Source organism: Brevibacillus nigriterrae (assembly GCF_049846925.1).
Lineage (GTDB): Bacteria > Bacillota > Bacilli > Brevibacillales > Brevibacillaceae > Brevibacillus_H.
On the sequence record NZ_JBNCMT010000048.1, the window covers coordinates 1 to 13,280 of the forward strand.

The window sequence follows — 13,280 nt, forward strand, 5'->3', positions numbered from 1 at the left end:
CCTCGCTCGACTTGCATGTATTAGGCACGCCGCCAGCGTTCGTCCTGAGCCAGGATCAAACTCTCCAATAAAGTTGAGTTGATTCTAAACTGCAAAACATGTTGCTTGGCTAGTGTTTGATTCACTATAAAACGCTTTATTGTTCAGTTTTCAAAGAGCATTTTTCAACAACTCTTAAATAATATCAAATTAAGAATTGTATGTCAACAGTTTTTTAAATGTTCAACAGCGACTTGATTAATATAACATATCGCCTAATTCGGATCAAGTGGAAATTACTACTTGTGTTTCGTAAATTTCACCTCGTCAAAAATGAACCTCCTAACTATAGCATTTTGAGAAAGGTCAATCAATCAAAAAAACCGACCAATTCAGGTCGGTTTTTCCATCAATCAATTAGTCTCTGTCGCGCATCAACGGGAAGAGCAGGACATCTCGAATGGAAGGAGAGTCTGTAAGAAGCATAACCAAACGGTCAATCCCGATACCCAAACCACCGGTTGGCGGCATGCCATATTCGAGTGCCTCAATAAAGTCATCATCCATTTCATGAGCTTCGTCATTACCTGCCGCTTTTTCTAATAACTGTGCTTCAAAGCGTTGACGCTGGTCAATCGGATCATTTAACTCAGTAAACGCATTCGCATGTTCTCTCGCAACAATGAACAATTCGAAGCGGTCAGTGAAGCGAGGATCCTGATCGTTCTTTTTCGCCAATGGAGAAATAGCAACCGGATGTCCATAAACAAACGTAGGTTGAATTAATGTCTCTTCGATCTTTTGCTCGAAGAATTCATTAACTACATGACCGAATGTGTGATGTGGCTCAACAGTTACTCCATGCTCTTTTGCCAGCGCACGAGCTTCGTCATCACTCATCTCACGCCAGAAGTCGACCCCAACGTGCTCCTTGATCAAATCAACCATATGAACACGACGCCATTGCGGTGTCAAGTCAATCTCATTTCCCTGATATTGAATCTTCGTCGTACCCAACACTTCTTTTGCAATATGGGCAACCATCTCTTCGGTAAGCTTCATGATATCTTGGTAATCTGCATAAGCCTCATACAACTCAATCATCGTGAATTCAGGATTGTGACGAGTAGAAATACCCTCATTACGATAGACACGACCGATTTCATATACCTTCTCAAGTCCACCAACGATCAGGCGTTTGAGATGAAGCTCTATGGCAATACGCATAAACAACTGCATGTCCAATGCATTGTGATGCGTGATAAACGGACGAGCCGAAGCACCACCTGCAATTGCATGTAGTGTAGGAGTTTCCACTTCAAGATAACCCAAGCTATCCAAGTAACGACGCATAGACGTCAGAATTTTACTGCGGGTAATAAACGTGTCACGCACTTCCGGGTTCACAATCAAATCGACGTAACGCTTACGATAGCGAGTCTCTACGTCTTTTAGACCGTGATATTTCTCAGGAAGTGGACGAAGCGACTTGGAAAGGAAGGTAAATTCTTTTACCTTTACGCTAAGTTCTCCTGTTTTGGTTTTAAACACAACTCCTGAGACACCCACCAAGTCCCCGATGTCAGCCAGGTCAAAAATTTTATAAGCATCTTCGCCAATGGTGTCCTGGCGTACGTAGATTTGAATTTGACCACTTCTATCCAGCAACTGTGCAAAGCTGGCTTTACCCATTTCACGCTTGGCCATCAAACGACCAGCCAAGGAAACCTCATGATGATTTGCTTCCAGCTCTTCCTTGGACAATCCGTTATAAGCAGAAATAACATCGATTGTATGGTGAGATTGCACAAACTTTTGCCCGAATGGATCAATGCCCCATTCACGGAATTGGTTCATCTTATCGTGTCGAACCTGCAAAAGTTCATGTAACCCTTCTTGCTGTTCTTGTTCCGTTTGCAGATTGTCTTCACTTGCCATTGTACCTTTCACTCCTTATGTTTCTATATAGCACTAGGGCGTACCCGATTGAAACGGATACGCCAACAATTTACATTATAGATTAATATCGAGAATTTCGTATTGGATTACGCCTGCAGGTACGTGTACATCTACGACAGTACCTTTTGACTTGCCTAACAGCGCTTGACCTACTGGAGATTCATTGGAGATCTTGTTATTCATCGGGTCAGACTCAGCCGAACCTACAATGGTATATTCCACAACGTCGCCGTACTCCAAGTCTTTTACGCGTACAGTTGAGCCTACGCTCACTTTACCTGTATCCACTTCATCATTTGTGATAATCCGAGCATTTCGGAGCATTTTTTCAAGTGTGAGAACACGTCCTTCAATAAACGCCTGCTCATTCTTTGCTTCCTCATATTCAGAGTTCTCACTAATATCACCAAAGCTGATTGCTTCTTTAATTCGGGCAGCTACTTCTTTGCGTTTAACCGTTTTCAAATCTTCGAGCTCTTGCTCCAACTTTTTCAACCCATCAGGTGTGAGAATAACTTCTTTTTCAGACATATCTCAATTCCCCCGTTATAAGAAATTTCGTAATCCCAGGCACAAAAGTACAAAGGATTATATGTAGATGAATTGCCCTTTATACAGCCGAAAACCAGTTCCTTCATGATTCATAGGGAAAGCTGCCAGATTTTCTGGCAGCTTCAACACAGTAATAATACGAGGTATTATAGGGTATGAAGAAATGGTTGTCAATGTTTGGGTATTAATTAATAGTTGACAATTTCTTCAGCCTCTTCTTTTTCCTCATAACCTTCATAATTCCCATGGGCCTCATACCAGTCAACGTATTGGAGCAAGGCAGAACGCAATTCTTCCTCCGTCTCCACTTGATTGATAATATTCTTGGTATGTGTCGAGCCAGGCAATCCTTTCAGATACCAGGCAGCGTGTTTACGCATCTCGAGCACTCCAACCCGTGGGCCTTTCAAAGCAATTAACCGATCTGCATGCAGCAGACAGATCTCAATTTTCTCACGAGGTGTTGGATCCTGTGGAAGCTCCCCTGTTGTAAGGTATTGTACCGTGCGATACAACATCCACGGGTTCCCCAACGCAGCACGTCCAATCATGACCCCGTCACACCCGGTCGTATCCAGCATGCGCTTCGCATCTTCCGGTGAAGCTACATCACCATTGCCGATTACAGGGATATTCACCGCTTCCTTTACACGACGAATCCAGTCCCAATCCGCCTTGCCCTTGTACATTTGGACACGTGTCCGCCCGTGCACGGAAACTGCTTGACCACCTGCTCGCTCGACAGCCTGTGCGTTTTCAATCGCATAAAGGTGCTGCTCATCCCAGCCGAGGCGCATTTTGACAGTAACCGGTTTATCGACGGCATCAACCACGGAGGCTACAACCTCATAGATTTTATCAGGGTCAAGCAACAATCGGGCGCCAGCATCACAACTTACAATTTTCGGAACAGGACATCCCATATTGATATCTATAATGTCAGCATTGGAGTGTTCTGAGACAAATTTTGCCGCTTGTACAAGCGTCTCCTTATCTCCACCAAAAATCTGCAGGCTTAACGGTTTCTCTCGCTCATCGACGAACAGCATATCCATTGTCTTTTTATTGCCATGGATGATCCCTTTATCGCTCACCATCTCGGCACAGACAAGGCCTGTTCCAAACTCTTTGGCAATCAATCGAAAAGCAGGATTGCATACTCCTGCCATAGGTGCAAGCACAACGTTGTTCTTCAGTTCAATGTTGCCGATCTTCACTTGCTTTCACTTCCTCCTTCCAAGAAAAACAGTCCAATAACTATCTATTATTTATAGCACATAATTCTTCATAATCAACTTGTAAAGTACTGGCGACTCTTCGCAAGATAGGTTCTGTAGGTGCTTTTGTTCCCCGTTCAAGAGAACCGACGAAAGCAAGTGAAACACCCATTTCTTGTGCAAATGATTGTTGGGTATACCCCTTTAACTTGCGGAAGGCCCTGATTCTGTTGCCCAGTCGAGCGTCCCCCATTGTTTTACCCCCTTGTGATCATCCGTTTTTTCAATAAAGTACTGAATCGTACGGTTAAAAACAGGCAAAGTCTCTTCTCCCCATAGATCACGCAGTGGAACCAGAACAAAGGCACGATCGACAAGGGAAGGGTGCGGTATCTGCAAGTCAGGTGTATTCACCTGTTTGGAACCATAGAACAAAATATCAATATCAATCAGACGAGGACCCCAGCGTACGGTACGGATACGCCCAAGCTCCTGCTCAATTCGAAGCGTGTTTTCCAGCAATGTTTCTGGGTCTAACGTTGTCTCAACCTTCACGACCATATTCAAAAATGCCGGCTGATCAACATATCCAACTGGTTCTGTTTCATAAACATTCGACATAGCCAACACACTGATCCCGGGAACACCATGCAAGGCATCGATTGCTTGAATCAGATTCTTTTCCCGATCATCTAGATTCGTTCCAAGTGCAAGCAAAACCTGAACGGCCATCTGCTATTATCCTTTCTGTGAGGTCCGTACCATTTCAACGGCTACGGAGTCATAGTGACCATTGATCGGCGGAGTGGGTTTAGTTACTTTGACTTTAGCCTCATGGATCGGAAATTGGTCAAGCAGTCGATCGGCAATTTGAGAAGCTACCGCTTCAATCAGTTGATAGCGCTCATTTTCTACAATCTGACGCACCTGCTCAAAAATCTCGGCGTAGTTAACAGTATCCTGCAGATTGTCGCTTTTACCTGCCTTAGCCAAATCCAGTGAAAGCTCCAGATCGATGATAAAGCGCTGGCCTAACTGAGCTTCCGCCTCAAATACGCCGTGGTACCCATAGAAAGACATTCGGTTGAAATAAAGCTTATCCATGATGTTTACCTCCTTGCAGCATCGCATCCATCATTTGTGCAACCCGTTTCATCTCAAGAACATCATGGACCCGGACAATTTGGCACCCTTTTGCAATACCCAAGGCACAGGTTGCAGCAGTTCCCTCTACTCTTTCCTCAACGGGCAAATCCAGTACTTTGCCGATCATTGATTTGCGTGAGGTTCCGAGCAATACAGGGTACCCAAGGGCAACGAGATCATCCAGACGTCTCATTGTCTCCAGATTCTGATCCAATGTTTTGGCAAACCCTATACCTGGATCAAGGATAATCTGATCTTGTGTCACACCTGCATCGAGTGAAATTTGAATCGACTCATACAAGTCACCAATGAAATCCCGAAAAAAGTCAGCGTAATCCATATTGTCACGATTATGCATCAGAATAATGGGTACTTTATATTCGGCAGCTACTTTCGCCATGTCAGGATCTCGCTTGGCTCCCCATACATCATTAATAATGTGGGCACCTGCCTCGATTGCCTGCTTGGCTACTTCTGCTTTATAGGTATCAATGGAAATGGGAACATTACATTCCTTTGCTACGGCGGATACAATCGGCAGGACCCGCTTCAGCTCTTCCTCAACCTCTACAGGGGCGAAACCGGGGCGGGTTGACTCACCGCCAATGTCAATGATGTCTGCGCCAGCTTGAATAAGCTCCTTGGCATGGGCAACGGCTCGGTGCGTGTCATTGTAACGACCGCCATCTGAGAAAGAATCTGGGGTTACATTCAAAATCCCCATAATTAATGTTCTTTGGCCAAGAGGCAAGGTATGGGAGCCACAGGAAAGTTCTTTTCGCTTTCGCAGAACCTCGTTTTGCTGTAACAACTGTTCTATTTCCGTCCCCAGTTTTTTTAATCCGAACGGCTGACCACGAAGCTTCCTGAGCACATCCCGAAACTGCCTCCTGGTGCCAACCAACAGGACATCGGAGTCTTCAATTGAAAGCATGGACACTTGCTTATGTACGGCAGCATCTCCCCCACGTGCCAACATTTCCTGTTTTAATATATTAGCTGCCTTGAGCGATACATTTGATACGCGAATTAGCAACGTCTCTCCCTTTGGTGCCATCAAAGTAATTCCACTGGGATCGGAGCCAATCTTGTTCATCTCTCTACGGATGCTTTCCTGGTCGTCGGCATGAATCAAATAAGGTCTGTACTTGCTCATATCGATGCTCCTTGTTTTATGTGAAAACACTCATTTTTGTTGTCGATAGCATACCATAATCATCCAGACAATTCTACAGACTGACGGTATGCGGCATGCAGTTTGTGTGATTTTTGTCCGTATACGATTGGTATTGCCTTGTGATTGATTGTCGAGACGGGAACGATTTCTTGAATGGAATTGGTGACGAACACTTCCTCTGCCGCAAAAAGGTCTTCCAACTGATAGGCACCTTCTTGCCATCTGATTTCCAGTCGATCAGCCAATGACAATACATGGTTGCGAGTAATCCCGTTCAGCATGCCAGTTGAGGGGGCAGGTGTATACAAAACCTCATCCTTTACCCAAAAAATGTTACTGACCACTCCTTCACAAATGTACCCATCTTGAGTCAAAAACAACCCTTCCACCGAAGGATCATTCCCCACTTCCAGCTTAGCCAGCGCATTGTTCAGATAGTTATGCGATTTAAAACGAATTGTTCCTTCCATTGTTTGACGTGGAATCGAGACGATTTGCAGTTTCTTGGGTACAGGAGGAATTACAATAGGAGCTACTGGCTTTGCAAAAACAAATAATGAAGGCTCGTTATACCCGTTTCCCTGTAAGCCAATCCCCTCATTCCCCGCTGTCACGCTTAATCGAACATACGCATCCCGAAGATGATTTGCACTGAGCGTACATTGGACTGCTTCCCTTAGTTCGTCTTTTGTCCAGTTCCCATTGATGCGCACATGAGTCAGGCTCTCCATCAACCGATGGCAATGCTCTTCCCACAAAAAAATATTCTCGTTGTACACTCGCATCGTCTCAAACAGTCCGATCCCGTATAAAAAACCATGATCCATCACTGATAACTGTGCTTGCTCAACTGGAACAAGTTCTCCATTCACATAAACAATCATGTATTTCTCTCCTAAACAAAATCGAATCTGAGTCGTTATGTGCAAAAACCACTCGATCTCTCGAGTGGTCGGATTTTCAATTAACCTGCTATCGTAAACTAGTTCGTTTTTTCCTTCGCATAGGAGGTGAGGAAGTTCTTCAATAATTTCTTTCCATGCTCCGTAATGATCGATTCGGGATGGAATTGCACTCCCTCAATCGCGTACTCCCGATGGCGAATCGCCATAATCTCACCATCTGCTGTGCGGGCAGAAACCTCTAACACACCCGGCAGCAGCTCTTCTTGCACGATTAAGGAGTGGTATCGGGCCGCAGTAAAAGGTGAAGGGATGTCCCGGAAGAGTGTTTTCCCATCGTGAAGCACCTCCGACGTTTTCCCGTGCATCAACCGCTCTGCTCGAATGACCTTCCCGCCAAATACCTGTCCAATCGACTGATGTCCCAGACAAACACCCAGGATGGGAATTTTGCCTGCAAAATGGCGAATCGCCTCCATGCTGATTCCCGCTTCATTCGGTGTGCACGGCCCCGGTGAAATCATCAAGTAGTCGGGCTGCAGTCGTTCAATCTCTTCAATGGAGATTTTATCGTTGCGGTAAACTTGTAATTCTTCCCCTAACTCTCCAACGAATTGTACAAGATTGTACGTAAACGAATCGTAGTTATCAATCATCAAAATCATGCTCGGCTCTCCTCCATACTCTTCATTCTGTTCTGGCTCAACTCCAACGCTTTCCATAACGCTTCTGCCTTCTTCAAAGACTCGAAATACTCTGCCTCCGGGTTGGAATCAATGACGATTCCTGCCCCTGCTTGCACATGCGCCTGCTGGTCTTTGACAACCATGGTCCGTATGGCGATATTCAACTCTACGTCACCATTAAAATCAAACCATCCGATTGATCCGGTATAGATGCCACGCTTCACAGGCTCAAGCTCTCCAATGATCTGCATCGTCCTGATTTTCGGAGCACCTGTAATCGTACCTCCAGGGAAAGCCGCTTCCACCGCATCGTAAGCATCTTTTTCATCAGCAAGCTCACCTTTCACATGAGAGACGATATGCATGACATGCGAATACCGCTCAATCACCATGAACTCACTAACCTCTACACTTCCGTATCGGCAAACACGCCCCAGATCATTTCGCTCCAAATCAACCAGCATCACGTGCTCTGCTCGTTCCTTCTCGTTGTCAATCAGTTCTTGCGCAAGCAATTGATCTTCCTCGTCATTACGCCCTCTTGGACGTGTTCCAGCAATTGGCCTCGTGCTAACTTCACGATTTTTCACCTTTACCAAGAGCTCAGGTGATGCGCTAACCAACTGGAACTCATCGAAATGTAGATAGCCCATATAGGGAGAAGGATTCAACTGTCGCAACACGTCATATACCTCTGTCGGTCCAACTTCCAGTGGTTTGGTCTGTCTAACCGAAAGATTGACCTGAAAGACATCGCCTGCTGAAATGTACTCCTTCACTCGGTCAACCGCCTGCTCGAAATCTTTCTTGGCAAAGGAGACTTCAACGGGTTGCATAGAGGACAGAGGCATTTTCCGAAGTGCTTCCCAATCGGTGTCGCTCTGTGAAGATTGAATCGATTGGATGCTTTGAAGCAAATCCTCTAGTGACTTCGCTGTTTGCTCATACACTTCGTTGGTCAATGTGTTTACAGGTATGTGGCGGATGCAGATGATTTCTCTCGTCTCATGGTCAAAGACAATCACGTTATGGTATATCATAACATACAGATCTGGCAGCAGTAAGTCATCAACCGCATCATTGGCAACAGTCGGCTCAAAGTACTCATTCAAATCATAGCTCAGGTACCCGACTGCCCCTCCGGTGAAATCCGGTAGATTTGGTATTCGAGGTGTAGCGTACTTTTGCATAAAGGTCCTGAGCACATGTAACGGATTCTGTTGCTCAACCGTCTCCTGGCTTTCCTTGAGACAAATAGTCGTGGTCAAGCCCTTACTTGTGATAGTTGCAACCGGTTCATATGCCAGATAACTGTAGCGCCCTGCTCTCCCGCTCTCTAACAGAACAGCACCAGCCAGCGTTTTTGACAGCGTTTGCATGACTACAAACGGATCAATCTCTGGTGTCCATGTAGTACGAACCGATAGTGGGATATGGGTGTATTTATCAAGATAAGCTTGGAGTTCTGCAAAGCTAGGCTGAATCAACTGTATTCACACTCCGCTGTAGTATACTGTTATCTAGCATATCATAATAAAAACCACCAGACATCTCGATAATCTGGTGGTTGCTTAGATTTAGTCTTCGAAATTGTATAAAGGAGTGGAGAGATAACGCTCACCGTTGCTTGGAATGACGGCAACGACTTTTTTCCCTTTTCCAAGCTTACGTGCTACTTTGAGTGCTGCGGATATCGCTGCCCCGGAAGAAATTCCCCCCAGAATACCTTCCAGACGTGCAACTTGACGTGCCGTTTCAAAAGCGTCCTCGTTCTCAATTTGAATGATCTCATCATAAATCTGTGTATCAAGGATGGAAGGTACGAATCCTGCACCGATTCCCTGAATTTTATGTGGACCTGGTTTCCCACCGGAAAGAACTGGTGAAGCAGTTGGTTCTACAGCCACAATGTGAATGTTCGGATACTCTTCTTTCAACACTTGTCCTGCACCTGTTACCGTACCACCTGTTCCTACACCGGAAATGAGAGCATCAATGCCGCCGATTTCTTTTGCTTGAGCGAGCAGTTCACGTCCAGTTGTCTCACGGTGAACCTGAGGATTCGCCGGGTTGTTAAACTGTTGAGGAATGAAATAGGCCGGGTTTTCCTTGGCAATCTCTTCCGCCTTACGAATCGCTCCGCCCATTCCTTCTGCTCCAGGAGTCAGTACAAGCTCTGCTCCATAAGCACGAAGTAAGTTGCGGCGTTCAATACTCATTGTCTCTGGCATAACAAGGATCGCACGATAGCCTTTTGCTGCTGCAACCATCGCAAGACCGATACCTGTGTTGCCACTCGTAGGCTCAATAATCGTATCTCCCGGTTTCAAAATCCCATTTTTCTCAGCGTCTTCAATCATCGCCAAAGCAATTCGATCCTTTACACTGCTGCCCGGGTTGAAAAATTCAAGTTTGAGATAAATATCTGCTGAATCTTCTCCAACGATTCGATTTAGCTTAACCAAAGGTGTATTTCCAATCAGGTCTGTAATCGACTGAGCCACACGCATTCTATTCCGCCTCCCGAATACCGAGTAAAATACTAGGTTTTATAGGTATTATAACAAAGATCGGAAAAAAACGTCAATGAGAGTTTTCAGAACCAATCGTAACCCCTGCTCCTTGCTTTAACCGGGCGAGGACCTCGTCTAAAGAAACCTGTGCAAGAGCCATCTGTCGGCGAATTTGCTCTTTCGCATCTTCATAGGAAACCTGAACGGGTTTTTTAAAATCCTCTAGACGAATGATGGCAAATCCTTCATCAACAGACAGGGGATTACTGTATTTTCCTACGGACAAGGACTCAGCTTCCTCACGAATCGTAGCTGGAACGGATTCATCCTTGAGAGAGATCCATCCCATATCTCCACCATTTCCTGCGGTGAGAGAATCAATCGAGCGTTCTTTGGCAAGTGTCGAAAAATTGGCTCCCTGATTCAACTCGTTTCTCACTTGTTCCGCTTCTTCCATTGAAGCAATCGTAATGATGGAGAGGTGGGCACGAGGAGGATAATTGAATTCTTCGGAATGGGAATCGTAGTAGCTGCGCATCTCTTTGTCATCGATGACGATGTCTTTGGTTGCGATTTCCTCCAACAGCATATGATAACGAACTTCTTCCAATACCTCTTGCTTGCTGGTGCCCGCTTCTTTTTTCAGAGCATCATCAAAATGCTGTTCCCCTCCATAGCTCGCTGCCAACTTGTCCATTTCCGCTTGGACTTGGTTCTCATCCACTTCGACACGTAAGCGTTTGGCCTCTTGGAGTACTACCAGGTGGTTGATCATCTCGGTAAGGACTCGCTGACCGTGTTTTTGCTTCAATTCATTGACCCAATCAGATTCCGATATTGCCTGACCTCCGACGACAGCCATGGTTTGAACATGACCCATCTCTTTGTACCAGGACCAACTGATGACAGCTAGCAGCAGGATTAATCCCCCGATCATTCCCCATAACACCCGGACGTTATTCACTTTATCTCCCTCTCCTTGTATATCTGGTTATTCCAAATCGTCAAGAATTTGCTGGAGTTCCTCTTTGTTCAAATGATAGCGTTCATTGCAAAAATGGCAGTGGATTTCCGCCTCACCTTGTTCGTTAATCATACTTTGCAGCTCTTCTTTTCCAAGCCCCATCAGCATGCCTTCTACTTTTTCCTGTGAGCAGGTACAAGTAAAAGTAATGTCGGTTTTGCTCAGTATTTTCGAATCGTCCAGCACCTTCTCAAGGATTTGTTCAGGAGTCAATCCTTCCCCGATCATGCGTGACACTTGTGGCAAACCGGCCAGGCGCTGTTCGATTTTTTCAATTACATCTTCTGGCGTTCCCGGCAGCAACTGAAGAATGAACCCTCCCGCAGCAAGTACATAGCGTTCATCCGGATGCACCAGTACGCCTACCCCTACAGCAGATGGCGTTTGTTCTGAGACGGTAAAGTAATAGGCGAAGTCTTCACCAATTTCACCGGAGACGATCGGCACACTTCCTTGATAAGGTTCACGCAGCCCCAAGTCCTTGGTCACATACAAAAATCCGTCTGTACCTACTGCTCTCGTAACATCCAGCTTGCCAATATCATTTAACTCAAAATGAACATGGGGATTGGTGACGTATGCTCGGCCTTCCCCATCTGCATTGGCTTCGGCAACGATCTGACCGATCGGGCCGCCACCTTTGATTTTGACAGAAATCCGCTCATCTCCCTTGAGCATTGCCCCCATCATAATCGTAAGCGAAAGGGTTCTTCCCATCGCCGCAGTTGCGGTGTTCCATGTATCGTGACGACGACGCAGCTCTTCGGTAATCTCGGTCGTACGGGCAGCGAATGCTCGGACATGACCACCATAGCCCATCGCTCTGATCAAATAATCACTCATGTTGTTTCCTCCTTAAATGTACATGCACATACCTAAAATACATGTTTTGATACGGCAAAACAACTAAACGCCCCCGAGAAAGCTGTCGGACATAAGAAAAACCGTACGACAATTCGTACGGTTACTAACTGGTTGTGTCGAATTTTTATGATAGATACTCCATCAACGCTTTGGAGTTCTTCTGTTTGCGCAGGCGGTCAATCGTCGTCGCTTCAATCTGGCGAATACGCTCTCGGGTGAGGCCGAAGATTTTCCCCACTTCCTCTAACGTATACACCTGATCATTGTACAACCCGTATCGCATGGCAATAATTTCCTGTGCTCTAGGATTCAATCGGCCTAATGCATTGAAGACTTGCTGGCGTAAGTCCACTTTCTCGATCCAATCGTCCAACGATGATTCTCCATCGTCCACAATTTCAGCATAACTGAGAGATTCCTCTCCTCGATTCGCTTCGTCGTACTCTTCAAACGGCAGCTCGTCAAAAGATTCGGTCTTCATCATAAGCGCATATTCAATAATCTCGACTTTATCAACATTGATATCCAGTGCGTCAGCGATTTCATGACGCTCGGGATAACGACCGAGGGAGTGCGCCTGTTTCAGTACCTCTTTTTGATACTGGCGGATTTGTTCATGCATGTGAACAGGGATCCGAATCAGACGGCCTTTATCACTGATGGCACGTGTAATGGCTTGCGAAATCCACCAATGGGAGTAGTGGTAAAGACGGACGCCTCGATTTATGTCGAATTTTTCGATGGCTGTAAACAACCCAAATGTTCCTTCTTGAATCAAATCAAGAAACGGCATCCCCTTTTTTAAATGACGAAGGGCCGTACTGACGACATATCTCAAATAAGCTTGAACTAACTTTTCACGCGCTTGCAGATCGTTCTCTTGCTGATAACGGGTCAGGCAATGCATTTCTTCTTCTCTGTCTAACATGGGTGTTGCAGCGACGCTTTCCAGGAACAACAAGGCGGATGTGTCAGTTCGAAGAGATTTCGGAACGACAATCCCTAATTGTCTTTCAACTTCCCGCCAACGACGGGGACAACCTTGGAAAGAGGAGGTACTCACTGTCATTTGCAACCCTCACTTCTTGGGAGATAGAAATAAATATTCAGTTATTTCTTTACTAGCGTATTTCGACAAACGGGGGGTGATTCCTTCCTGTTTACAGAATATTTACGGAACATTTGAAGTGTTTTTACTGGAAGGGTGACCATCTGTTGGGATTTTGTCCAATTAATATAGAAGAAAAAAGAAAAAGTCCCT

14 protein-coding genes and 1 rRNA gene are annotated in these 13,280 nt (G+C 45.6%); all 15 read right to left on the minus strand.

The genetic code is table 11. The annotated features are described in order from the left end of the window. A 16S ribosomal RNA gene (locus tag ACPW7N_RS24360) occupies positions 1 to 71 on the minus strand; the annotation flags it as partial. Positions 72 to 396: 325 nt separating this feature from the next. Next, a complete protein-coding gene (gene lysS, locus ACPW7N_RS24365) occupies positions 397 to 1,917 on the minus strand; it encodes a lysine--tRNA ligase (RefSeq protein WP_425654194.1) in 1,521 nt (506 codons plus the stop codon). 75 nt (positions 1,918 to 1,992) lie between these two features. After that, on the minus strand, positions 1,993 to 2,469 hold the full coding sequence (gene greA, locus ACPW7N_RS24370; protein WP_425654196.1) for a transcription elongation factor GreA: 477 nt from the start codon (positions 2,467 to 2,469) through the stop codon (positions 1,993 to 1,995). A 209-nt stretch (positions 2,470 to 2,678) separates the two neighbouring features. Continuing rightward, on the minus strand, positions 2,679 to 3,707 hold the full coding sequence (gene dusB / locus ACPW7N_RS24375) for a tRNA dihydrouridine synthase DusB (RefSeq protein ID WP_425654197.1): 1,029 nt from the start codon (positions 3,705 to 3,707) through the stop codon (positions 2,679 to 2,681). A 40-nt stretch (positions 3,708 to 3,747) separates the two neighbouring features. Then, entirely contained in the window at positions 3,748 to 3,960 is a 213-nt protein-coding gene (locus tag ACPW7N_RS24380) for a helix-turn-helix domain-containing protein (RefSeq protein WP_425654198.1), read from the minus strand. Then, positions 3,912 to 4,439 (minus strand): 2-amino-4-hydroxy-6-hydroxymethyldihydropteridine diphosphokinase, encoded by a 528-nt coding sequence (gene folK, locus ACPW7N_RS24385; protein WP_425654201.1) that lies wholly within the window; start codon positions 4,437 to 4,439, stop codon positions 3,912 to 3,914. The genes ACPW7N_RS24380 and folK overlap by 49 nt, the downstream gene beginning before the upstream one ends. A gap of 6 nt (positions 4,440 to 4,445) precedes the next feature. Beyond that, positions 4,446 to 4,811: a dihydroneopterin aldolase gene (gene folB / locus ACPW7N_RS24390; protein ID WP_425654204.1), complete on the minus strand. Its 366-nt coding sequence runs from the start codon at positions 4,809 to 4,811 to the stop codon at positions 4,446 to 4,448. Continuing rightward, complete coding sequence (gene folP, locus ACPW7N_RS24395; protein WP_425654268.1) at positions 4,804 to 5,664, minus strand: dihydropteroate synthase; 861 nt, start codon at positions 5,662 to 5,664, stop codon at positions 4,804 to 4,806. The genes folB and folP overlap by 8 nt, the downstream gene beginning before the upstream one ends. A gap of 404 nt (positions 5,665 to 6,068) precedes the next feature. Continuing rightward, positions 6,069 to 6,914: an aminodeoxychorismate lyase gene (gene pabC / locus ACPW7N_RS24400; protein ID WP_425654206.1), complete on the minus strand. Its 846-nt coding sequence runs from the start codon at positions 6,912 to 6,914 to the stop codon at positions 6,069 to 6,071. Positions 6,915 to 7,012: 98 nt separating this feature from the next. Further along, positions 7,013 to 7,597 (minus strand): aminodeoxychorismate/anthranilate synthase component II, encoded by a 585-nt coding sequence (pabA, locus tag ACPW7N_RS24405; RefSeq protein WP_425654209.1) that lies wholly within the window; start codon positions 7,595 to 7,597, stop codon positions 7,013 to 7,015. Then, on the minus strand, positions 7,594 to 9,102 hold the full coding sequence (gene trpE / locus ACPW7N_RS24410; RefSeq protein ID WP_425654271.1) for an anthranilate synthase component I: 1,509 nt from the start codon (positions 9,100 to 9,102) through the stop codon (positions 7,594 to 7,596). Before trpE ends, pabA begins: the two co-directional genes overlap by 4 nt. A gap of 93 nt (positions 9,103 to 9,195) precedes the next feature. Beyond that, positions 9,196 to 10,128 (minus strand): cysteine synthase A, encoded by a 933-nt coding sequence (cysK, locus tag ACPW7N_RS24415; protein WP_425654211.1) that lies wholly within the window; start codon positions 10,126 to 10,128, stop codon positions 9,196 to 9,198. 73 nt (positions 10,129 to 10,201) lie between these two features. After that, positions 10,202 to 11,095: a peptidyl-prolyl cis-trans isomerase gene (locus ACPW7N_RS24420; RefSeq protein ID WP_425654214.1), complete on the minus strand. Its 894-nt coding sequence runs from the start codon at positions 11,093 to 11,095 to the stop codon at positions 10,202 to 10,204. A 27-nt stretch (positions 11,096 to 11,122) separates the two neighbouring features. Next, positions 11,123 to 11,998 (minus strand): Hsp33 family molecular chaperone HslO, encoded by an 876-nt coding sequence (hslO, locus tag ACPW7N_RS24425; protein WP_425654216.1) that lies wholly within the window; start codon positions 11,996 to 11,998, stop codon positions 11,123 to 11,125. 145 nt (positions 11,999 to 12,143) lie between these two features. Next, positions 12,144 to 13,088 (minus strand): sigma-70 family RNA polymerase sigma factor, encoded by a 945-nt coding sequence (locus ACPW7N_RS24430; RefSeq protein WP_425654218.1) that lies wholly within the window; start codon positions 13,086 to 13,088, stop codon positions 12,144 to 12,146. Positions 13,089 to 13,280: the final 192 nt, after the last annotated feature.